This window comes from Pseudomonas asuensis (assembly GCF_014646755.1).
GTDB classification, from domain to species: domain Bacteria; phylum Pseudomonadota; class Gammaproteobacteria; order Pseudomonadales; family Pseudomonadaceae; genus Chryseomonas; species Chryseomonas asuensis.
Map to the genome: position 1 here is coordinate 97,617 of NZ_BMNW01000001.1, position 21,157 is coordinate 118,773.

19 protein-coding genes are annotated in these 21,157 nt (G+C 54.8%); 14 read left to right on the top strand and 5 right to left on the bottom strand.

The window, feature by feature from the left end:
* The first annotated feature begins 73 nt into the window (after positions 1–73).
* On the top strand, positions 74–796 hold the full coding sequence (locus tag IEX86_RS00500; protein WP_188864120.1) for an SOS response-associated peptidase family protein: 723 nt from the start codon (positions 74–76) through the stop codon (positions 794–796).
* A gap of 37 nt (positions 797–833) precedes the next feature.
* On the opposite strand, the gene IEX86_RS00505 is transcribed toward IEX86_RS00500, so the two are convergent.
* Positions 834–2,195, bottom strand: coding sequence for an OprD family porin (locus tag IEX86_RS00505; RefSeq protein ID WP_188864121.1), 1,362 nt, complete (start codon positions 2,193–2,195; stop codon positions 834–836).
* 607 nt (positions 2,196–2,802) lie between these two features.
* Here IEX86_RS00505 and IEX86_RS00510 point away from each other — a divergent pair.
* The 7 genes from IEX86_RS00510 to IEX86_RS00540 all read left to right on the top strand — a co-directional run bounded on the left by IEX86_RS00510 (position 2,803) and on the right by IEX86_RS00540 (position 9,838).
* Positions 2,803–4,092, top strand: a complete 1,290-nt coding sequence (locus IEX86_RS00510; protein ID WP_188864122.1) for an MFS transporter — start codon at positions 2,803–2,805, stop codon at positions 4,090–4,092.
* Positions 4,093–4,367: 275 nt separating this feature from the next.
* On the top strand, positions 4,368–5,207 hold the full coding sequence (locus IEX86_RS00515) for an STAS domain-containing protein (protein ID WP_188864123.1): 840 nt from the start codon (positions 4,368–4,370) through the stop codon (positions 5,205–5,207).
* A 12-nt stretch (positions 5,208–5,219) separates the two neighbouring features.
* Complete coding sequence (locus IEX86_RS00520) at positions 5,220–5,642, top strand: STAS domain-containing protein (RefSeq protein ID WP_188864124.1); 423 nt, start codon at positions 5,220–5,222, stop codon at positions 5,640–5,642.
* Positions 5,602–6,000 (top strand): anti-sigma regulatory factor, encoded by a 399-nt coding sequence (locus IEX86_RS00525; protein ID WP_188864125.1) that lies wholly within the window; start codon positions 5,602–5,604, stop codon positions 5,998–6,000. The genes IEX86_RS00520 and IEX86_RS00525 overlap by 41 nt, the downstream gene beginning before the upstream one ends.
* Entirely contained in the window at positions 5,991–6,977 is a 987-nt protein-coding gene (locus IEX86_RS00530) for a SpoIIE family protein phosphatase (protein WP_188864126.1), read from the top strand. The genes IEX86_RS00525 and IEX86_RS00530 overlap by 10 nt, the downstream gene beginning before the upstream one ends.
* Positions 6,970–8,730 (top strand): ATP-binding protein, encoded by a 1,761-nt coding sequence (locus IEX86_RS00535; protein WP_188864127.1) that lies wholly within the window; start codon positions 6,970–6,972, stop codon positions 8,728–8,730. Before IEX86_RS00530 ends, IEX86_RS00535 begins: the two co-directional genes overlap by 8 nt.
* Positions 8,723–9,838, top strand: coding sequence for a hybrid sensor histidine kinase/response regulator (locus IEX86_RS00540; protein WP_188864128.1), 1,116 nt, complete (start codon positions 8,723–8,725; stop codon positions 9,836–9,838). The genes IEX86_RS00535 and IEX86_RS00540 overlap by 8 nt, the downstream gene beginning before the upstream one ends.
* A 53-nt stretch (positions 9,839–9,891) precedes the next feature.
* Here the strand turns inward: IEX86_RS00540 and IEX86_RS00545 are convergent, their stop codons facing one another.
* Positions 9,892–10,287, bottom strand: a complete 396-nt coding sequence (locus IEX86_RS00545) for a hypothetical protein (RefSeq protein ID WP_188864129.1) — start codon at positions 10,285–10,287, stop codon at positions 9,892–9,894.
* Positions 10,288–10,373: 86 nt separating this feature from the next.
* The gene (norR, locus tag IEX86_RS00550; RefSeq protein ID WP_188864130.1) at positions 10,374–11,924 is read right to left on the bottom strand and encodes a nitric oxide reductase transcriptional regulator NorR; all 1,551 of its coding nucleotides are present in this window, start codon (positions 11,922–11,924) and stop codon (positions 10,374–10,376) included.
* 142 nt (positions 11,925–12,066) lie between these two features.
* On the opposite strand from norR, the gene hmpA reads away from it, so the two are divergent.
* Positions 12,067–13,248 (top strand): NO-inducible flavohemoprotein, encoded by a 1,182-nt coding sequence (gene hmpA / locus IEX86_RS00555; protein ID WP_188864131.1) that lies wholly within the window; start codon positions 12,067–12,069, stop codon positions 13,246–13,248.
* A 143-nt stretch (positions 13,249–13,391) separates the two neighbouring features.
* The gene (locus IEX86_RS00560) at positions 13,392–14,570 is read left to right on the top strand and encodes an HPP family protein (RefSeq protein ID WP_188864132.1); all 1,179 of its coding nucleotides are present in this window, start codon (positions 13,392–13,394) and stop codon (positions 14,568–14,570) included.
* 38 nt (positions 14,571–14,608) lie between these two features.
* On the opposite strand, the gene IEX86_RS00565 is transcribed toward IEX86_RS00560, so the two are convergent.
* Both IEX86_RS00565 and IEX86_RS00570 read right to left on the bottom strand, forming a co-directional pair.
* Complete coding sequence (locus tag IEX86_RS00565; RefSeq protein ID WP_188864133.1) at positions 14,609–15,466, bottom strand: LysR family transcriptional regulator; 858 nt, start codon at positions 15,464–15,466, stop codon at positions 14,609–14,611.
* 46 nt (positions 15,467–15,512) lie between these two features.
* The gene (locus IEX86_RS00570) at positions 15,513–16,409 is read right to left on the bottom strand and encodes a helix-turn-helix domain-containing protein (RefSeq protein ID WP_188864134.1); all 897 of its coding nucleotides are present in this window, start codon (positions 16,407–16,409) and stop codon (positions 15,513–15,515) included.
* Between the two features lie 170 nt (positions 16,410–16,579).
* Between IEX86_RS00570 and pobA the strand changes: the two genes are divergently transcribed.
* The 4 genes from pobA (at position 16,580) to IEX86_RS00590 (ending at position 21,143) form a co-directional block, all read left to right on the top strand.
* Complete coding sequence (gene pobA / locus IEX86_RS00575) at positions 16,580–17,764, top strand: 4-hydroxybenzoate 3-monooxygenase (RefSeq protein ID WP_188864135.1); 1,185 nt, start codon at positions 16,580–16,582, stop codon at positions 17,762–17,764.
* A gap of 98 nt (positions 17,765–17,862) precedes the next feature.
* The gene (nadC, locus tag IEX86_RS00580; RefSeq protein ID WP_188864136.1) at positions 17,863–18,711 is read left to right on the top strand and encodes a carboxylating nicotinate-nucleotide diphosphorylase; all 849 of its coding nucleotides are present in this window, start codon (positions 17,863–17,865) and stop codon (positions 18,709–18,711) included.
* A gap of 67 nt (positions 18,712–18,778) precedes the next feature.
* Positions 18,779–19,576, top strand: coding sequence for a hypothetical protein (locus IEX86_RS00585; protein ID WP_188864137.1), 798 nt, complete (start codon positions 18,779–18,781; stop codon positions 19,574–19,576).
* A gap of 493 nt (positions 19,577–20,069) precedes the next feature.
* Positions 20,070–21,143 carry a glycoside hydrolase family 5 protein gene (locus IEX86_RS00590; protein WP_188864138.1) on the top strand — a complete coding sequence of 358 codons (1,074 nt, stop codon included), beginning with the start codon at positions 20,070–20,072 and terminating at the stop codon, positions 21,141–21,143.
* Positions 21,144–21,157: the final 14 nt, after the last annotated feature.

A 21,157-nucleotide genomic window follows, 5' to 3' on the forward strand; every position in this document is an offset into this window, starting at 1 on the left:
ACTTACAAAATGAACTCTTCTGTTGGGGAGTGTTGTCGACTAAACAGTATGGTCAGTTTAGGCACTGCATTTTATGTGTGGACGATTTGCACAATACCGGACTGCGATTGAATATATCGAGGCGCTCAAAACATCGGTCGAATTTGCAGGCGGGCTCGATCCAACACCCCTTGGCCGCTACAACGTCGCACCGGGTACCCGTGTGCAATTACTGCATGAAGAGGCCAACGGCATTCGCTTCGACCCGGTTCCCTGGGGGTACGCTCCCTTTTGGGCACGTGATCCTGAGTCACACAAACCCAAGCGGCCACCCGTTATCAATGCCCGTGTTGAAACGGCTGCCACCAGCAGGATGTTTCGTAGCATATGGAAGCATGGCAAATCACTGGTAGCGGCCGATGGCTGGTACGAATGGAAAAAGGATGCTGACGATCCCAAGCGCAAGCAGCCTTACTTCATCAAATTGAAGTCGGACGAACCGATGTTCTTCGCAGCCATTGGACAGTTTCATCGCACCGACCAACATGAACATGAGGACGATGGCTTTGTCGTCATTACAGCAGCGGCTGATGCGGGCATGATCGATATTCACGACCGTCGTCCGTTAGTGCTAACACCTGAGGCCGCTCGGGAGTGGATGGAGCCGGACCTCTCGCCTGAGCGCGCCGAGGAAATCGTCCAGGATGGAGCGATTCCTGCCGATCACTTCGAGTGGTATCCCGTGGGCAAGGCTGTGGGCAGCGTTCGTAATGACAGCCCCGCCCTGCTTGATCCAGAACCGAAGCCGCTGGTGTAAGCCCAATAAAAAGCCCGGCGCTGCCGGGCTCTCAGACTTAGAAGATGTCGATCGGGTAATCGGCAATCAGACGGAACTCGTTAACCGATCCGCCCGTCGATGCATTACCACGGTGCCAGGCCTGGCGCATGCGCAGGGAGAGATCCTTCGCAGGGCCGCCTTGAACGACATACTTGGCCTCCAGATTGGTCTCACGCTCCTTGTCGTTATGGCCATAGGTATAACCAGCCAGCGCACCATTGTCGTCCACAGACACATAAGCACCACGTGTATCGGCATGGGTGCCGTCTATGTCATAACCATAGATGTAACGAGCCATAAAGCTTAGCCCCGGAACGCCGTAGGACGTCAGATCCAGATCGTAACGCGCCTGCCAGGACTTTTCGTTCGGTGCGTTGAAGTCAGACCATTGGATAGAGTTGGCCAGGAAGATCGAGTCACCACCACCGCCCGCACCATTATTGCCAAAGCCAACATAGTCAAAGGGTGTATCGCTGTGGATGCGCTGGTGCGCCAGCGTAAAGGTGTGCGCACCAATGTTATAAGCCGCTGCCAGGGACCAGGCCGTGTTATTGATGGAGCCCGCTTTGGCGCGCCCTTCATCATTGGTACGGTAGATATTGAAATCAAAGGTCAGTGACTGGTCGTCCTGCAGCGGCAGCGCATAGTTTGCATTGCCATAGTACTGACGCCAGAGGTCTTGGAATTCTGCGCCATACAGTGAGACGCTGAGATTATCGTTAACTTGATACGAGCCGCCCAGATAATCAACCTTACGCGTTTCCACACCTGCATAGGTTGCCCATAGGCCGCCATCGGTGCTGGTGGAAGTCGGCTCGGTACCCGCCGTGAAATGCCCCAGGTCCAGGGTTAGGCCATCGACTTCTTTGCTGATGATATTCAGACCACGCGCCGTCTGCGGCAACAGGCGGCTACCACCTGCCGCGAACACCGGGGCAGTAGGCTGCATTTCGCCATACTTCAGAATGGTATTGGAAATTCGCAGCTTTACCGCACCGCCGGCCTTTGAATACTCATCCTGCGTTTCACCACTTGAATTGACTTGGACGTTACCGCTTCCAGCGTGGCCATTACCGCCGTCGAGCTTGAGAGCAAGGTACCCGAAGGCGTCTACCCCGAACCCGACGGTACCCTGAGTAAAACCAGATTCATAGTTGGCCAGAAGACCATAAGACCAGTCACGGGGATCACGCTGATTATGCGCATTCTCGCCATGGCCATCGCCTTTTACCTGACGATTGAAATACATGCTGCGATTCAGGAGTTGAAGATGGCCTTCTTCTATAAATCCATTGGAATCCGCTTGGCCGGCGAAGGCCATTGCACTGCTGCAAGCCATTAACGAGAGGGTTAGCGTGCTCAGTCGGAAGGTCTTCATCAGGGGTAGCTCTCCTTGAAAAGTAATGCACCGTAAAAAATCGAGAGGTGCAAAATCTCACCGGCAGGCGAGATTCAAATCATGGTCGTTTATTTTATTGATATGCATCCGCCCTTGATGACCCAGCAAACTTACTGGCGGGCCGATACAGGCGAGGCGGCAGCAATTCTGCCATCAAATTTCTTAGCAAGCTAACCTTGTGCCTATTCGTGCCTTGGCTATAAGGCGTTGTACTAGCAAAGATTAAGCAGGGGTTTAAAGCGGAAACGGTTAAATGAATAGGCTGACTTCCGACAACAAGTAAGCGGGCCCTCTTTAAAACAGTCGGTGTGCTCGTAGAAGTTATTTATCGACTTCACACTTCTGTAACAACCACATCGTCATGGCGCACTGACACATATCTGCTCCCAAGGCCTGATCTAGAGCCTACTCCTACTTGATTTTTCCAAACATCGATTCTAGACGCTCATAACTTGAATTGAGCAGACAAGCAAGCCTTGCCGCAGCGCGCTATTACACATATGGTTACAAGCTAGAAACTCAAAAGAGCCTGATATTTGTAACCAAATACATCAGGAACAATTATTTCAACATTGAGTGTGTACCCATGGCGAACAATTCCAAAGGTAAAGCCATCTTCCGGGTTGTCAGTGGCAACTTCCTGGAAATGTACGATTTCATGGTGTATGGCTTTTATGCCACCGCCATTGCTAAAACCTTCTTTCCCGGTGATAACCCCCTCGCTTCGCTGATGCTGTCCCTGGCAACATTTGGGGCGGGCTTTCTGATGCGCCCGCTGGGTGCGATCTTTCTTGGGGCCTATATCGACCGTCACGGTCGCCGTAAGGGCCTGGTCATTACACTGACCTTGATGGCTACCGGAACCTTGTTGATTGCGCTAGTGCCTGGTTATGCCACGCTAGGCGTTATGGCACCTGCCCTGGTGTTGCTGGGGCGCCTGCTGCAGGGGTTTTCGGCAGGTGTCGAGCTGGGTGGTGTATCTGTCTATCTGGCCGAGATCGCAACACCTGGCCGCCGCGGCTTCTTTGTTAGCTGGCAATCGGCTAGCCAACAGGTGGCAGTGGTTTTTGCTGGTCTATTAGGCGTTATGCTCAATCGCCTTCTGTCCCCTGAGGATATGGGTGACTGGGGCTGGCGTATCCCCTTCCTGATCGGCTGCCTGATCGTACCCGTCCTGTTCGTCATTCGTCGCTCACTGGAGGAAACGCCCGAATTCCAGGCGCGCCACCATCGCCCGAGCCTGCGCGAAGTGGTCAGTTCCATCGGCAATAACTTTGGGTTGATTATTGCTGGCATGGCTATGGTTTCGATGACCACAGCCTCCTTCTATCTGATTACGGCCTACACCCCAACCTTTGGTAAAAACGAGCTGCACCTGAGCGACATCGACAGCTTGTTGGTCACCATGTGTATTGGCGTATCGAACTTCATCTGGCTGCCCGTCATGGGTTCGCTATCAGATCGAATCGGACGTCGTCCCTTGCTGATCTCGGCAACGGTTTTGGCTATCTTCACAGCCTACCCTGCGCTGATCTGGCTAACTAACGAGCCTTCATTCACCCGCCTGCTGCTGGTCGAGCTGTGGCTGTCTTTCCTGTATGGCAGCTATAACGGCGCCATGGTGGTGGCACTGGCGGAAGTTATGCCTGCTGATGTGCGTACTACAGGCTTCTCGCTGGCTTACAGCCTGGCCACCGCCACTTTTGGCGGTTTTACCCCTGCCATCTGCACCTGGTTGATCCACACGCTGGACAACCGTGCGGCCCCTGGCATCTGGCTGACGCTGGCTGCCGTGCTCGGCCTGACGGCCACACTGGTATTGTTCCGGCGCAAGGATTTGCAGCGCGCAGGTCAACACGCGCTAAGCGCCAACTAACCACTCCAGGCAGGATACGTCCAGCGCACTGCGTTCGTGTCCTGCCCTCTTCCTGTTCCTGCCTGCCCGCCCGCCGTTGAAATTCTTTATTTCAGTTTAAGCACCAACCCTTGAATCATCTGTCGAAGGCCGCATTAAAAGGCGAATTTAAGCGCTAACGGCCTGACGCAGGATTCCATTGTGCCCGCGTACGCGGCATTGCATGATGAGCCCTTGGTTGTAAGTTGATATTCATGAGGCGCATGGCGACCTCGCTCTTGTTTAGAGGATAAGCAATGCCTGCATCTGTTATTGCCGAGCTTTTACAGCAGCATGAACGCGAGCTGTTGGATGAATGGGTCACTGCGCAGCGGTTAGCGGGTATTCGTACCGATCTGGTTGACGAAGAAACCGTAAGAAGCAATTCTCAGGAGCTGCTCAAGCTACTGACGGTTGCAGCTGCCGAGGGCCTGGATGATCTTCACAGTGCTCACTGGACACCCGTTAAAGGCATGCTGGACCGTTTGTCCCGTAGCCAGAGTCGGCAGGGATTCACCTCCTCCGAAACAGCCACCTTTGTTTTCTCGCTTAAAGAGCCCTTGTTCGCCCGGATTCAGGCGCAGTGTGCCAATCCAGTCGAGGTGCTTTGGGATGCCAGCAAATTACTGGATAAGCTTGGCCTTTACTGCGTTGAGAGCTACATGGGAAGCCGCGAGGCTATCATTCGCGAACAGCAGGAAAGCATGCTGGAGCTGTCGACACCTGTCGTCGAGCTCTGGAAAGGCATCCTGGCCATTCCCTTGATTGGTTCGCTCGACAGCAACCGCACGCAGATTGTGATGGAAGCCCTGCTGGAAAAGATCGTTCAGACCGAATCCGACCTCGCTATCATCGATATCACAGGTGTTCCTACGGTGGATACCATGGTGGCTCAGCATCTGCTCAAAACGGTCACAGCTGCCAAGCTGATGGGTGCCAAGTGCATCATTAGTGGTATTCGCCCACAGATCGCCGCCACCATCGTTCACCTGGGTGTAGAGCTGGGTGACGTCGTCACCAAGGCTTCGCTGGCCGATGCGTTCCAGATGGCTCTGAAAGAGCTCAACGTTCGTCTTGTTTCTGCTACGGCACGCTAAGGAGTCGCCGTCATGGTAGATAAGATTCCGATCCTTAAAATGGGCAAATACCTGCTCCTGTCTATCCAGGTGGACATGCACGATCAGCTGGCCCTGGACCTGCAGGAAGATTTGACCAATCAGATCGTTAAGCACCGTGCTAAGGGTGTGCTGATCGACATCTCTTCCCTAGAGATCGTCGATTCGTTCATTGGTCGCATGCTGTCCCATATTGCCAATGTCTCTCGTATTCTGGATGCCAAGGTTATCGTCGTAGGCATGCAACCTGCCGTTGCGATCACGCTTGTTGAGCTGGGGCTATCACTTGACGGCATAGCGACTGCACTCAATGTAGAAAAAGGGATGGCCCGTCTGGAACAGATGGTCGCGGATGATGAACTCCTGGAGCTAGCGCGTGGCGAAGAAAGAGATACTTCCGCTAAAGCAGGAGACTGACATCGTTCTCATCCGCCAACGCGTGCGTCAATCTGCCGAGGTTGCCAAGCTGGGCCTCGTCTCACAGACCAAGATTGTTACGGCTGCCAGTGAGATCGCCCGTAACGCCTTGATTTACGGGGGCGGTGGTGAATGCGTGATCGAAGATACGGCACGTAACGGTCGCAGCGCAGTCCACTTGGTTATTACCGACCAAGGCAAGGGAATCGAGGACATCAACAAGGCCATGGTAGACGGTTACACCTCCGGTAATGGTCTGGGCCTTGGCTTGAGTGGTGCCAAGCGGCTGGTAGATGAGTTTGCAATCGAGAGCGCCCCCGGCAAGGGTACGCGCGTGGAGTTGTGGAAGTGGCGTTGACCCCGTTGTATTGCAGCCAGACACTTTCGGTTTCCGATGTTGCGCATGTCGATGCTGCACGCCGTGCGGTCATCCGCCATGCACGCGAACTGACCGATGATGAGGAAGTGCTGGGCAGGCTGACGCTTGTCGCCCAGGAGCTGGCACGCAACCTGGTCAACCATGCCGGCGAAGGTGAGCTGTATCTGAGCCACAATAATCATGAACTGGATCTGGTCGCTGTTGATAGCGGCCCGGGCATGGTCAATGTGGCGCAGTGCCTGAGCGACAACTACTCCACCAAAGGCACGATGGGAGCCGGACTAGGTGCTATCCGGCGCCTGTCGGATCGATTCGATATCTACTCGCAACCCGGCAAGGGCACCATTGTTTTTTCTCGAACGCAATTGGTGCCCTCTGCTACCCGCAAGCTTTTTGAGGAAGGCGCGCTGTGTACCCCACACCCGCGAGAAGAAGTCTGCGGAGACAGCTGGGCCGTCCTGGGCAACCGGATCATGGTGTGCGATGGACTGGGACATGGCGTACAAGCCCGGGAGGCCAGCGCCAAGGCGCGGGAAATATTCCTGAGCCATCCTTCAAGCATTCCGCTCACCGAGTTGATGGAGCGGATACATCGCGCACTGATGAGTACACGCGGGGCAGCCTTGGCGTTTACAGAAATCCTGCCGGAACAAGGCACTGTCAATTTTTGTGGTGTTGGCAATATCGCCGGTACCTTGATAGCGGATCGGCCACGCAGCATGGTGTCAGCCAACGGTACGGTTGGCTATAAAATCGGCCGCGTACAATCCTTTTCCTACCCGTGGGATGAGTCTAGCGTTTTGGTCATGAGTTCCGATGGCATCAACTCCCGGGTCAACCTGGCAGGGTATACCGGCTTGCTCGGTAAACACCCTGCCGTCACCGCCGCCGTGATTCATCGTGATTTCAAGCGTTCAACAGACGACGCCACGGTTCTGGTGATACGCCATGCATAACGACCGCTTGATCTCTACCCTGCGCATCGAAACCGAGCAGGACATCGTCTGGTGCCGCCAACGGGCCAAGCAGCTTGCCGACTGGCTTGGGCTGCCCCGGCTCGATCAGATTCGTATTGCTACTACAGTGTCCGAGCTTGCGCGCAATATCTACCAGTATGCCAAGCAGGGCCGCTTCAGCTTTTACATGATGAGCACTATCGAGGGGCGCCTGAATGGCCTGCGCTTCGAAGCGCAGGATAACGGTACAGGCATTCAAAATCTGGACGATATCCTTAATGGCAGCTATGTGTCCCAGACGGGCATGGGCGTAGGTCTGCGTGGCGCGCAGCGCTTGATGGATGACTTCCAGATCGAAACCTCTTCGGAGGGCACCCGTATCCGCGCGGCCAAATACCTGCCTGTATCCAAACCATTTCCTAGCGAGACAGAGCTGGGCCGACTGCTCCACCAGCTCACAGATAAGAGCGCGCTGGATCCGTACAAGGAAATGCAGCTCCAGAGCGAAGACCTGCTGGTGACGACCTCAGAACTGCGCGCCAAGCAGCAGGAGCTGGAAGACACCAACAAGGAACTGGAGGAAACCAATAAAGGCGTTGTGGCCCTGTATTCCGAGCTGGAAAAGACGGCTCAGGAGCTGCAGGATGCCAGCGAGGCCAAGAGTCGCTTCTTCTCCAACATGACCCATGAATTCCGCACGCCCATCAACATCATCGAGAATATCTCGAAGCTCCTGATCTCCGGCCAGGATGGGCCGCTCAATGGAGAGCAATACCGTCAGGTCAAATTCATCAGTGATGCGGCGGCCGAGCTCTCGACTCTAGTCAACGAGTTGCTGGATCTGGCTGAAGTACAGTCGGGTCGCATGAAGATCATGGCTGAGCCGTTCAGCCTGAATGAGCTCCTGGAGCGAATCGAAGCGTTTGCCGCTGCGCTCTCGTTCCGCTATGAGAATGTCAGCTACCGGCTCGATCGCCTGCCGGAAGACCTGATCCTGAACACTGACCGGGAGCGGCTGTTTCAGATCCTGCGTAACCTGATTTCCAATGCCTTCAAATACACGCCCAAGGGCACTGTGACGATTCGCTGCTTTCACCCGGAAAACCAGCAAATCGAATTCATGGTAGCGGACACCGGGATCGGCATTTCCGAAGAAAACCAGCGAAAAGTATTCGACGAGTTCTATCGGATCAAGTCACCGGGCCGCAAGAGCATCGAAGGCACAGGGCTAGGCTTGTCCCTGGCACAAAAAGTCGCAACGCTACTCAAAGGCGAGATCGAGCTAACCAGCCAGGAGGGCGTAGGCAGCAAATTTTATCTGCGCATCCCGACGGCACTGGAAGAAGCCTCTTCGACCCTTGAGAGAGAGGCTTTAGCCGGCATGACAATATTGATGATCGACGACAGTGAAGCCGATCGCTACATCGTCACCCGTGCCCTGGAAAGCTATGCTCCAATCATGATCGAAGCTGACAGTGCCAAAGCCAGTATGGATAAGCTCAATGCCGTACGGCCGGATATCATATTCCTTGACCTTGATCTGCCGGACATTAGCGGTGAAGAGCTGCTGGAAAGCATGGACTGGTCCATGCACCGCCGCGTCCTGGTTAACACGGCCAAAGCGCTGAGTGACGAGGAGCTGATACGCCTCAAACCTTATTGCCATGCCATTTTGCAGAAATCCCACCCTGGGTACCTTGAGCAGCTGCTCTATCAGGTACAAAGCTTGTCCAGGAGCTTGAGAAATGAATGACCGTAAGCGCATCGTCATTATCGATGATACGGATGCGAACCGTTATGTGCTGCGGAAGATACTTCTGTCCCAGCCTGACTTCGACATTCTTGAAGCTGCAAGTGGCAGTACCGGGCTTGAGCTGATCAATGAATACACCAGCCTGGTCATCATCGACATTAACCTGCCTGACATGAGCGGGTTCGAGCTGATCCAGGCCATTGAAAGCAAGCTGAACCAAGACAAGATGCCGGCCATCATCAATATCTCGGCAACCTTTGTCAGTGGCAAGGACAAAGCCATGGGGCTTAACCAGGGCGCCCAGGCTTACCTGACTCACCCGATCAACCGGGATGAGGTGCTGGCTACCATTTCATCTCTGCTCAAATCGAGCACTCGGCTGGCGAGCATCGAAAATCAACGCAACGTAGCCATTGCCCGCAGTGAAAACCTAGAAACCGAAAAGATCATGCTCGAGCGCTTTATGCGCTCACTTAACCATGACCTTCGCTCGCCGCTGACAGCCGCAACTATGGTCGCCAGCCTCATGCGTCGCACACCGGCTCGTCGAACAGACGACATGCTAAAGCTGCTTGAAGAAAACCTGCAGCGCATGAATCAGATGATCACGAACGTACTGGATATTTCGCATACCAGCCTGGGCGGCGGCGTAAAATTGCATGGCGAAAAGCTAAACCTTGGTGCACTGTTTAGCGAGGCGATAAGCAATCTGCGTATTCAGGTAACGAACGAGATAACGCTAACCCTCGACTCGCCCGAACAGCTTGTCTACTGGGACAAGCACGCTTTTCTACGTATCATCGATAATCTGGTCATTAATGCTTCCAAGCATGGCTCGCCGGCTACCCGTATTGAAATCAGTCAGATAATGTCTGCTGACCGGATCGTCGTGTGTGTGCGTAACCAAGGTCAGATGCCTGATGAGGTGTTGGTCAACCTGGCAACGCCTTACTTTATTTCCACTCGCAGCGATGATCGCGGCTGGGGGCTGGGCCTTCCTATCGTCAAGGCGTTGTGTGAGAGTTTTGGCGGTCATGCTGAATTCAAGAATCTTGACGCCCACGTTGTTGTAGAAGTCCACTTGCCCTTTACCGTGCCCTCTGCGTAACGGTCGCCTCGTATCGTCTTGCAGGAGCCTTATCGACACAGGCTCCACAGACATTATTCGATCACATCCAATGCACGTTCGAGTTGCTCATGCAGATAGGGGCTTTGTTCAATGCACTTATCAATAAGAAAATCGGCACACAGCCCCTGCAGCGACTGTTTGGACGCGGTGTATTCCTCAAGTGCTCTTGCAGCACTCCAGTCCTGGCCTGCATAGACAAGAGCCAACAGCTCAACGAGTTGCTCATGGGTTAATCCAGAAATTGCCTCACGCAAACGCTGCTCGGCCAGTGTTTCGCCGATCAGCGACCCTGTGGCAGATTCACCTCCTAACCCAAGGCTACCCCCTAGACCGGTGCCAAAACCATCATGGGTAAGCTGGGTACAGGTTGCCAATACCGCGATAGCTTTCACCTGTTCGCGGCTGAGATAGTGGAGTCGCTGCGTCATATCCTTTCTCCTGCTCAATAGGGTCTTGGACCTCGCCGGATATTCATGGTGCAGCGGCTTTTGCGAGCAAAACCTGACCTGGGTCATCATTTGAGCCCTAACCGTTTGGCCAGGCGGCTCAGATTCGCACGATCAATAGCCATTTCGCGTGCCACATCCGCCCAACAATAGTGGTGCCGCTCAAGCGAGGCCTGAATGAGCTGCTTTTGGTAGGCGTCTACTGCTTCCCGCAAAGGAAGATTGGCAGGCAGGTCAGTTTTCACCGCATCAGGCGCTACCTCTGGAAGAGGTGTTACCGTCGGCAAGTCCAGCGCCTTGCTATCAATACTGAGGATGCGTGGTCGCTCGGCATGGCTCGACAACGCTTTGAGGGCGGCGCGGCTGATCAAGTGCTCTAATTCCCGGACATTCCCGGGCCACTCATAGGTGAGTAACGAATTTTGTGCTTCAGGACTCAGGCGCAGGCTACGTAATCCTAACCGCGCTCTGTTTTCCTCAAGAAAATACCCGGCCAAAAGCAGCACATCGCGCCCGCGCTCACGCAAGGCCGGCACCTTAAGCGGGTAAACACTTAGCCGGTGGTAGAGATCCGCCCTGAAACGCCCCGCCTTTACCTCTTCGGCCAGGTCTCGGTTGGTAGCAGCAATCACCCGGACATCAACATGGTGTTCGCGATCCGACCCCACCCGTTGCAGTTGGCCACTTTGGAGCACGCGCAGCAACTTGGCCTGTGCAGACAAAGGCATCTCGCCGACCTCATCGAGGAACAGCGTCCCGCCATTGGCCAGATCAAATTTGCCGCTGCGCTCGCTGACTGCTCCGGAAAAAGCGCCGCGTACATGCCCAAATAACTCACTCTCTACCAGTGTTTCCGGCAAGGCCGCGCAGTTGATGCTAATTAGCGGCCGACGTGCGCGTGCAGACTGGGCGTGAATCGCCTCGGCTACCAGCTCCTTGCCTACTCCGGTCTCACCGGTAATCAGTACCGTTAGATCGCTGTCCCCCACCAGGGCGACTTGTTGCAGGAGCTGCTTGTGAGCAGCACTCTGACCGATCAGCTCACGGGTACGAGCCCGCCCTGCGGCCTGCTTGTAGATCTCGGCCAGTTGACTTTCATCGGCCACGCGACGCGTTAGAGCATTGATTCGCTCAGCTGCCGTCACAGTAGCCGAAGCCAAACTGGCAAACGCCTGCAGCATATCCAGATCCACCGTGCCGAAGCGCGCCTCGTCAAGTGCATCCAGTGTCAGCAGTCCCCAGACCTGATCCTGCACATATAGCGGACAACCCAAGCAGTCATGGACTTCCAGGGCTTCATGTCCCTCAACCAAGCCGTCATAGGGATCCGGCAAGTCGCAATCTGCCGCAAAGCGGGTCGGCCCTCGGTGCTCGATCAACACCTTGAGCCGCGGATGCTCGCTGATGCGAAAGCGACGCCCTAGCGTGTCAGGGCTAAGCCCCTGCACTGCCAGTGGAATGAGCTGGTCACCATCCAGCCTGAGCAAGGCCACAGCATCGCATGGCAATAACTCGCGTAGTGCCAGCAGTAACTTGCGATAGCGTTCCTGCTCAGGCAGCTCGCGAGACAGGTCAGCGACCAGAGGAATCAATGCAGACAACAAAGGAGCTGTGGTCATTATGACCTCTCATAGAGTCAATTTGACTAGATCAAGATGCAGTCAAAAGGACTCTTATCTAGATAACCTATTGATTTTTCTAGCCCTAAATCGTGGCACGCCTTGTGTATTACATCAGTAAAGCTAACTCAGGAGCTGAACTATGTTAACTGCTCAACAACGCACAATCATCAAGGCCACTGTTCCCTTGCTAGAAACTGGGGGTGAAGTGCTGACCACTCACTTCTACAAAATGATGCTCAACGAGTATCCCGAGGTTCGCCCGCTATTCAATCAGGCTCACCAGGCCAGTGGTGCCCAGCCTCGCGCATTGGCAAACGGTGTACTCATGTATGCCCGACATATTGACCAATTGGAGGCGCTCGGCCCCCTGGTAGGTCAAATCGTCAACAAGCATGTTGCCTTACAGATTCTGCCTGAACATTATCCCATCGTAGGAACCTGCCTACTGCGGGCTATTCGTGAAGTATTGGGCGAAGAGATCGCTACCGATGAAGTCATTGATGCCTGGGCTGCCGCTTACGGCCAGCTGGCGGATATCCTGATTGGGGCAGAAGAGGATCTCTACGCTACTCACGAAGCGGCACCTGGCGGATGGCGTGGCGGTCGCTGGTTCAGGGTGGCCCGCAAGGTAATAGAGAGTAACGAGATTACCTCCTTCTACCTGGTGCCTGACGACGGTAATGCCCTGTTGGGTTTCCAGCCCGGTCAATACATCGGCATGCGCCTGATGCTGGAGGGCGAAGAAGTACGCCGGAATTATTCTCTGTCTGCTCGCGCCAATGGTCACGAATACCGCATCAGCGTCAAACGCGAGGCTAACGGTCGCGTGTCCAACTATCTGCATGACCAGGTGAAGGAAGGTGATCGTCTGGAGTTGTTCCCCCCAGCCGGCGACTTTACCTTGAAGCCATCCGAAAAGCCCCTGGCGTTCATTACGGCAGGCGTTGGGATTACTCCGGCACTTGCCATGCTGGAAGCAGCACTTGAAACCCGTCGGCCTATTACATTTATTCACTGTGCTCGGGACGCTGGTGTGCAGGCGTTTCGCCCGTGGCTTGAAGCTCAGATGGCGAAGCACCCTCAGCTACGCTGTTATTTCTGCTACAGCAACCCTCGCCCCGAAGACCAGGGCGATGCAACCGGTCTGCTAACACAAGCGCTGCTGGAACAGTGGCTGCCTGAAGACCGTGACCTGGACGCCTATTTCCTTGGGCCGCAGCCCTTTATGGCCATGATCAAGCGCGAACTCAAGGCGCTAGGTGTGCCTGAAGCACAAAGCCATTATGAGTTTTTTGGGCCAGCAGCCTCCCTGGAAGCCTAACCCGAATAGGCGGGTCAAGCGATCCGCCTTTTAATACATTATTGTTGATTAAAAACCTCATTATTATTCATTAGATCGATTCCAAAAGGCTCGGTACGATGGACAAGCTATTACCTGCGTGCCTATAAAAGCCTCTAATAATTGTGAAAAAAAGACTGCGTTCCTTGCTGCCCTGGTTCAAGCGTTTCAAACCCATTGCCGTCAAAGCCCCGCCCCGTGAACTGGTCCGTGCCACACTTGGCGCCTGCCTGGGCATGGTAGCCAGCGTTTTGGCGTGTACTCATTTTTACGGACTCGAGATCGCGCTGCGGATTGCAGCCCCTATCGGCGCATCGGCCCTGCTGCTGTTTGCTGTCTCGTCCAGCCCCCTGGCGCAACCCTGGTCAATCATTGGCGGTAACGTAGTGGCTGCCGGCATTGGGGCGCTGGTCGGTCAGTGGATTGACCATACCCTCGTGGCTGCCGCGGTGGCGATGGCACTCACCATCGTCACCATGTTCAGCCTGCGCTGCCTGCATCCGCCGGGTATTGCAGTTGTCGTGGCGGTCAGCCTGGGGGGGCCAGCTTTCCAGCAGCTGGGGTTGCACGTCATGCTGCCAGTTGCACTCTGCTCGTTGATTGTCCTGGCAGGTGCCCTGGTCTACAACAATCTGACCCGCCTGCCCTATCCCAAGCCCCCCGCGCCAGCAGCCAACCCGCATAACACACGCGACCCGCTGCCTTCTCAGCGTGCAGGTTTTACAACAGCGGATCTGGAACTGGCCATGAAGGAGTTTGGTGGCTTTGTCGATATCACTCGAGACGACCTCGAAGCGCTGGTTCGGCAGACCGAACGGCATGCGCTGAGCCGAAGCATGGGTGCGATTACGGCCGCCCAGATCATGTCCAGGGATTTGCAGGTAGCTCATCCTGATACAACGTTACAGCAGGCCTGGAGCTTGTTGGAATCCCACCACCTGAAGGCACTGCCGATTCTTGATGAGGCAAGGCATCTGGTGGGTATCGTCACCCTGGCCGACTTGTTCAAAGCGATCGAACCGGGCTCGACGAAAGCACTCGGCAATCCGGGCGAGATTCCCCTTGGGCAGTTCATGACACGCCACGTGAAGTGCGTACGCGACACCACCCATATCGTAGAGCTGGTGTCGCTACTGTCAGACAAGGGCCTGCATTACCTGCCCGTCCTGGACGAGCCTGGCAATCTAGTCGGTATCATCAGTCAGACAGACCTGATTGCTGCACTCTATCAGCGCTGGTTAAAGAACGTACTCGCACACCGCGAGGCGGCCAACCAGCGTTCCTCTGAAGAAAACGCTGCGTGATACCAAAGGCGCATGGCTCGGATCATGCGTCTTAGGCTCTACCCTTCCCAACGCTGAGACCAGTCGGCCTCCTCGTTGATCACCTCTCTCAATAGCTGGATAGCGTTCTGAAGAACAGACGTTTCCTTGTCACGTGAATACACCAGATACGTGGGATAAGTGAATTCCGGCGCCCGCTCCACCCGTTGCAGAATGCCGGTGTCCAGATAACTTTGCACAACCCGTGTTCTGAAATACCCCGCCCCCCCATTCAGCACAAGGTACTGCAGCGCCAACGGCCCTAAACTGAATGAAAGCGCCGCTTTTGCCTTTTCGGGCATGGCAGCATCGTGCTGTTTTCGGAAGGCCTCCCCCCAGTCGACATAGATGTAGGGGCCAGGTTGAGCAACTGAGCAGACCTGGATCAGCTTTTCTTCCAGGATCTGCTCAACCTGCATACCTGGCCAATATTCCGGCTGATAGACCAGCGCCGCGTCAAGTACACCCTGTTCTACCTGTTGCTGCAGGCGGCTACTGTCAGCAATTTCGGCCCGCACCGCGTAACCGGGCAGCGCCTCACGCAGACGCTTTACCCAACTAAGAATAAGTGGGTTACTGAGGCTTACCTCACCTCCTACCGTAATCAGATTAGGAAACCCCTCCGGCAGTGGCAGATCACGCCGTGCAGCCTCCCATGTCTGTACGAGCTGGCTGGCGTATCCGGCAAATACCTGGCCGTCCGCCGTTAGCCGGGCACCTGCCCGGTTACGCACAAATAATCGACACTGAAGCTGCGCTTCCAGACTCTGCACCCGTGCGGTGACGGCGGTTTGAGTTACGTGCAGCCGTTCAGCCGCCGCCAGAAAACTCCCGGTACGTGCAATTTCCAGAAAGGTACGTGCCAGTTCAAGATCCATGGTTGTCTGACTATAGATAAGCGAGACGTCAGTGTAGCCGCTGAACTCACGCTGTATGCAGCTCAGCTTCCCGCAAAGGGGATTCCCGACGGAAAACCGAAGGTGAGACTCCAACCAGCCGCTTGAAGAAGCGCGTGAAGTACGCCGGCTCGGAAAAGCCAAGCAGGTCGGCGATCTGGTTTACCGTAAGGCCTGTATAAATCAGGTTTCGCTTGGCTTCGAGCAACAGTCGCTGATGAATGACGCCCAACGCCGTCTGCCCGCGCAGCCGTCGGCAGAGGCCATTGAGATAAGCCGGTGTGATTCCCAATTCGTTGGCATACCCCTCGATAGGCCAGTGCCTGGAGTAATTCGATTCTACTAGCTGAGAAAATGCGGTCAGATAAGACTGACCTCGCTCGGGCCGTTCCTGGGCATTGCGCACCATTACCTGCCGTCCCAACCATACCGCTAACACGCCTACCAATGACTGCAGCAATAGATCCCGCGCCGGTGCCGAGGTGCTGTACTCGTTATTGATCGCAGCAAAAAGTGTATGGATATAGCGCCGTTCTCGCCCGACCCGATAAAGCGCAGGCTGGCTGAAGGTCTGGGTCTGACCGCCTAAATGCTCTTGTAGGCGCGAGACCAGTGGCATGGCCAAGGTAAGAATGAAGCCATCAATGTCTTCTGAGAAGCGAAACCCGTGAATACAGAAAGCTGGCACTACCTGAATCGCAGAATCATCGATGCGGGTTAGCTGACCGTCCACATTCAACTCAGCCCAGCCCTTTCGTACGTAGAGCAATTGCACCAGATCAGCGTGGCGATGCAGCTGGATTTCCCAATGATGCAGACTGCTACGCTTGGGAATGGACTCACAGTGCAACAGATCCGGTGTGGGCCATTCCAATGGATCACCATAAAGCATGAATACAGGAATACTCGGCGCGGACGGCTTCATGATGGCCCCCATTGTTATGCGATAGAGTTTATAAAAGTCCAGAACTTCATACGTAAAGTGCCTTCTCGCGCAGCAATGATCAACCAAAAATACAGGTGACGCAGATAAGAACGTACGCCGGTTGCAACCCTCCCCGGACGTCACGAAACAATAAGCGAGAGACTCTAACAATGAAGACACAAGTCGCCATCATCGGCGCCGGTCCATCCGGCCTTCTCCTGGGCCAGCTGCTGCATAAGGCCGGTATCGATAACATTATTCTCGAACGCCAAAGCCCCGATTACGTGCTCGGTCGCATTCGCGCCGGTGTACTTGAGCAAGGCATGGTCGATCTCTTGCGTGAGGCGGGCGTCAGTGAGCGCATGGATCGGGAAGGCTTAGTACACGAGGGTGTCGAGCTTGCGTTCGACGGCCGCCGGGAGCGCATCAATCTCAAAACGCTCTCCGGTGGCAAGACGGTTATGATCTACGGCCAGACTGAAGTGACCCGCGACTTAATGGACGCACGCAAAGCCTGCGGTGCGCTTACTGTCTATGACACTCACAACGTACAGCTCCATGAACTCAAGGGTGAAAAACCCTACGTAACCTTTGAAAAGAATGGCGAAACCGTACGCGTAGATTGTGATTACATCGCTGGATGTGATGGTTACCACGGCATTTCCCGCCAGTCGATTCCCGCAGAGTCACTCAAGACGTTCGAGCGGGTATATCCCTTCGGCTGGCTAGGCGTGCTGGCCGACACGCCTCCCGTAAACGAAGAGCTGATCTACGCCAACCATGAACGCGGCTTTGCCCTGTGCAGCATGCGTTCCAAGACGCGTACCCGTTATTACGTGCAGGTCTCAAGCGACGAGAAGGTTGAGGACTGGTCCGACGAGCGCTTTTGGGATGAACTCAAGCGTCGCCTACCGGCTGAAACAGCGGCCAATCTGATTACCGGCCCCTCTATTGAAAAAAGCATCGCGCCACTGCGCAGCTTTGTGGTCGAGCCCATGCAGTATGGTCATCTCTTTCTCGTGGGCGACGCGGCACACATCGTTCCGCCTACAGGCGCCAAGGGGCTGAACCTGGCGGCCAGTGATGTCTGTACTCTGTACCGCATCCTGACCAAGGTCTATCGCGAAGGCCGTACGGACCTTTTGCAAAAGTACTCAGAGGTCTGTTTGCGCCGGGTCTGGAAAGCCGAGCGCTTTTCCTGGTGGATGACGTCTCTACTGCATCGTTTTCCGGATACCGATGACTTTGGCCGCCGCATTCAGCAGACAGAACTGGATTACTTCCTGGGCTCTGAAGCGGGTAGAAAGACCATTGCTGAAAATTACGTTGGCCTGCCCTACGAGCCTATCGAGTAAGGCAGCCGCCGTTAAGCTCTGGTAATCTGGAGGTCTTGACCCAGCCCGCTGAAGCGCGTCCATGAGGCCGCGCTTCACACCGCATGCCAGGACTGCCCATGCCCTCAGCCTACCTAGAACAATTACCCCAGGAAATCCAGGCCAATGTTCGCAACGCTTTGGCTGAAGATGTAGGAACTGGCGACATTACCGCCCAGCTTATTCCCGCTGATCGTACCGCCAGCGCCACTGTCATTACTCGCGAAGACGCCACTCTCTGTGGAACGGCCTGGGTGAATGAAGTATTCCGCCAGATCGACCCCGACGTAAGGGTTAAGTGGCATGTGCAGGACGGCGAGCGCATCATGGCCGACAAGACGCTCTTTACCCTTTCAGGAAAAGCCCGCTCGCTATTGACGGGGGAGCGTACAGCCCTCAACTTCCTGCAACTGCTGTCAGGCACTGCGACCCGTTGCAGCTATTATGCTGATCTGGTCAGCGGTACTCCGGTACGACTGCTGGATACTCGCAAGACCCTGCCTGGCCTGCGACTGGCACAAAAGTATGCCGTCACCTGTGGCGGCTGTCATAATCATCGTATTGGTCTATACGACGCGTTTCTCATCAAGGAAAACCATATCGCAGCCTGCGGAGGTATTGCTCAGGCTGTCGAGACGGCCCGTCGTATTGCCCCTGGCAAACCGGTGGAAGTGGAGGTAGAAAACCTCGACGAGCTTGAGCAGGTCCTGGCTACAGGCGCTGAAATCGTCATGCTCGATAATTTTTCGCTTGAAGACATGACTCGGGCCGTGGCAATCGCTGCAGGCCGTACCAAGCTGGAGGCCTCGGGTGGTATCAACGACACGACCATTCGCCCTATCGCCGAAACCGGTGTCGACTATATTTCAATAGGCACTCTGACCAAGGACGTCAAGGCACTGGATCTTTCCATGCGCCTGGCTCTTTGACCAGACGCTTCCTGTCGTTCACTGCTGGCCAGACTCACTGACCAGCAGGCTTTATCAAGGAACCTTTGTGAGCCATCGCTACCTCGTTATTGACAGCAGCGCCTTCGCCAGCTCCGAATTGGAGGCTTATCTGTCTGCGCGTCCCAAGAACCGCGTCATTGTTCCCGACAGCACCGCTGTACAGCTCTTCCAGCCCGAACAATGGGTAACGGCCCGGAATGGGCTGTTCAAGCAGTACAAGGACCGAATCTTCTTTTCAGATTCCAGCGGGCCGATTCTTCAGGCTGAGATGGAAGGACGCAAACCCAGCATTCTTGCCGCCCCGCTGACGCGAGCGTTTAACGCCACCATTACCGCTGAAGGTGAAGAAGAGGCACGGCAACTGGCCTATATTCATAAGAATCTGCTGGATATCGAGGATGAGTACCTGGCCAACCGCAAGGTATTCCTCAATACGCTCATTACTCATATGAGCAAGGCACTGCAAGACAATCCAGGCATCATCCAGCACCGTGAAGCGGCTATCCACCTGGCGGCGGCTACGGCCCAGCGCGGCTTGGCCAAGGGTTTTTCACCCAGCCTGATTGGCGCCCCCTATAGTGTGTTTCTCAAGGCATACCCGTTGGCAGCCCGTTATGTGGCGCTGCTTGCCTCATTGATAGTTGAACAGATAGAGGATACCAGTGCAGTTACCAAGGTAAATGCAGGTGTGATTATTGAAACCTTTACTCAGCGGGATAATGTACTGATTGCTAGCCTGTTTGATGGCTTATTAAGTACCGATGAGCAGGCCAACAATGCCTTCGCCGCGCTCAAGCAAACCCTTGCCGTGCTCAGCAAGGTAGGCTCCCAGTCCGTGCACTGAGCTTAAACCCCAGTCCATGATTGGTTGCCTTTGTAGGTTAGCGAAGGCAACCAATTAATTGACCAGGCTCACACTTTAGAACATTTCTCCGCTATCACTCTAAAGGCTCTAAACCGCTTATCTATCGCTGCTCTGCCCTCTTCGTGCCTATCCTTCCCAGCCTACACGCCTCTTCCGAAGCCTGTTCATAGTCAGCGTTAATCGTTGAGCTATCACAACTTAGCTACGCCAATTATTCTTACATGCCCTTTCGCCGTACTTTTGACGCTCTAAAAACTTAATCTCAAATAGCTATGACTGCGGCTAATTGGCGCTCTATTACGGGCATTTTAAAGCCCACTCCACTCCTCAAGCCAAGCGCTTAACCGTCGATACGCCGAGCACAACGACAGCATGTGCAACGGAATTCACCCTTGCGCCTAACGATTGTCACGGCTTTTCCAGCGCATCACGGCTGCTGGTGATTGATTTACTCAATATTGGGGAGACTTCCATGAACTGTTTTAAACCTGTTGCCCGACTTACACGCTTTCTTCGTGGCGCAGCACAGGGTCTTTTACTATCCGCCTCTCTGGTAATCCTCCCCTCTCATGCCCAAGCCGACGATCTAAGCGTCGGGCTGGTGGGCCTGAACATGTCGGGCGCAGGATTTGCGGCCCATGTTCTGCCTGGCATGAATAACCGCAACTACATTTTTCCTACGGAAACACATTTCAAGGAATGGAGTGCCAAAGGTATTCGTCTGATCCGCTTCCCCATCATTTGGGAGCGTCTACAACCAAAGCTCTACAACATGCTGGACCCTGCCTATGTTGGGCTGATTCAGCAGACTATGAACTACGCACAAAAGTACAACGTGCGTGTGATCCTGGATCTACACAACTATGCGCGTTATCGCGGTGAGCTGATCGGCACCAAGAACGTGCCTTATGGGGCGTATCATGACGTGATGTACCGCATCGCCTTTCGCTGGGCCAAGCACCCTGCCCTCTATGCCTATGACATCATGAACGAGCCGAACGGTGCGCTCGACTATTGGCCGACGGCTGCACAACATGGCATCAATGGCGTGCGCACGGTGGACAAGGTCAAACCCATCATCGTTGAGGGCAACGGCTGGGCAGAGGCTACTCGCTGGGCGCACTGGAACGACTCGCTGCTCAACCTGAAAGACCCTTCCGATAACCTGATTTTCTCAGCACATACCTATTTCGATAACAACTCGGGCGGTACTTACGCGGCGGTAGATGTCAGCACGCTGGACCCCATGTATGGCGTAGCGCGTGTGAAGCCTTTCGTAGAGTGGCTGAAGAAACATGGCAAAAAAGGTTATATCGGAGAGTTTGGTATCCCCGATAATGATCCACGCTGGCTGATATTGATGGATAACATGCTGGCGTACCTTAGACAGAACTGTATTCCGGCGACCTACTGGGCAGCGGGTCCTGGCTGGGGTAATTACAACCTGGCCGTCGAGCCGGTGAACGGGCAGGAGCGCCCGCAATGGCCGACGCTCAAAAAATACCTGGACACCCCTGCTCATTGCGCTCAAATAGGCCCCAACTGATCAGACCTATGAGG

What these genes read in the sequence shown, in the direction of transcription:
- IEX86_RS00540 (WP_188864128.1), top strand. Translation starts at nt 8,723, where the DNA reads ATGAATGACCGTAAGCGCATCGTCATTATCGATGATACGGATGCGAAC.
- IEX86_RS00500 (WP_188864120.1), top strand. Translation starts at nt 74, where the DNA reads ATGTGTGGACGATTTGCACAATACCGGACTGCGATTGAATATATCGAG.
- IEX86_RS00510 (WP_188864122.1), top strand. Translation starts at nt 2,803, where the DNA reads ATGGCGAACAATTCCAAAGGTAAAGCCATCTTCCGGGTTGTCAGTGGC.
- IEX86_RS00515 (WP_188864123.1), top strand. Translation starts at nt 4,368, where the DNA reads ATGCCTGCATCTGTTATTGCCGAGCTTTTACAGCAGCATGAACGCGAG.
- IEX86_RS00535 (WP_188864127.1), top strand. Translation starts at nt 6,970, where the DNA reads ATGCATAACGACCGCTTGATCTCTACCCTGCGCATCGAAACCGAGCAG.
- IEX86_RS00520 (WP_188864124.1), top strand. Translation starts at nt 5,220, where the DNA reads ATGGTAGATAAGATTCCGATCCTTAAAATGGGCAAATACCTGCTCCTG.
- nadC (WP_188864136.1), top strand. Translation starts at nt 17,863, where the DNA reads ATGCCCTCAGCCTACCTAGAACAATTACCCCAGGAAATCCAGGCCAAT.
- IEX86_RS00570 (WP_188864134.1), bottom strand. Translation starts at nt 16,409, where the DNA reads ATGAAGCCGTCCGCGCCGAGTATTCCTGTATTCATGCTTTATGGTGAT.
- IEX86_RS00505 (WP_188864121.1), bottom strand. Translation starts at nt 2,195, where the DNA reads ATGAAGACCTTCCGACTGAGCACGCTAACCCTCTCGTTAATGGCTTGC.
- IEX86_RS00545 (WP_188864129.1), bottom strand. Translation starts at nt 10,287, where the DNA reads ATGACGCAGCGACTCCACTATCTCAGCCGCGAACAGGTGAAAGCTATC.
- norR (WP_188864130.1), bottom strand. Translation starts at nt 11,924, where the DNA reads ATGACCACAGCTCCTTTGTTGTCTGCATTGATTCCTCTGGTCGCTGAC.
- pobA (WP_188864135.1), top strand. Translation starts at nt 16,580, where the DNA reads ATGAAGACACAAGTCGCCATCATCGGCGCCGGTCCATCCGGCCTTCTC.
- IEX86_RS00565 (WP_188864133.1), bottom strand. Translation starts at nt 15,466, where the DNA reads ATGGATCTTGAACTGGCACGTACCTTTCTGGAAATTGCACGTACCGGG.
- IEX86_RS00590 (WP_188864138.1), top strand. Translation starts at nt 20,070, where the DNA reads ATGAACTGTTTTAAACCTGTTGCCCGACTTACACGCTTTCTTCGTGGC.
- hmpA (WP_188864131.1), top strand. Translation starts at nt 12,067, where the DNA reads ATGTTAACTGCTCAACAACGCACAATCATCAAGGCCACTGTTCCCTTG.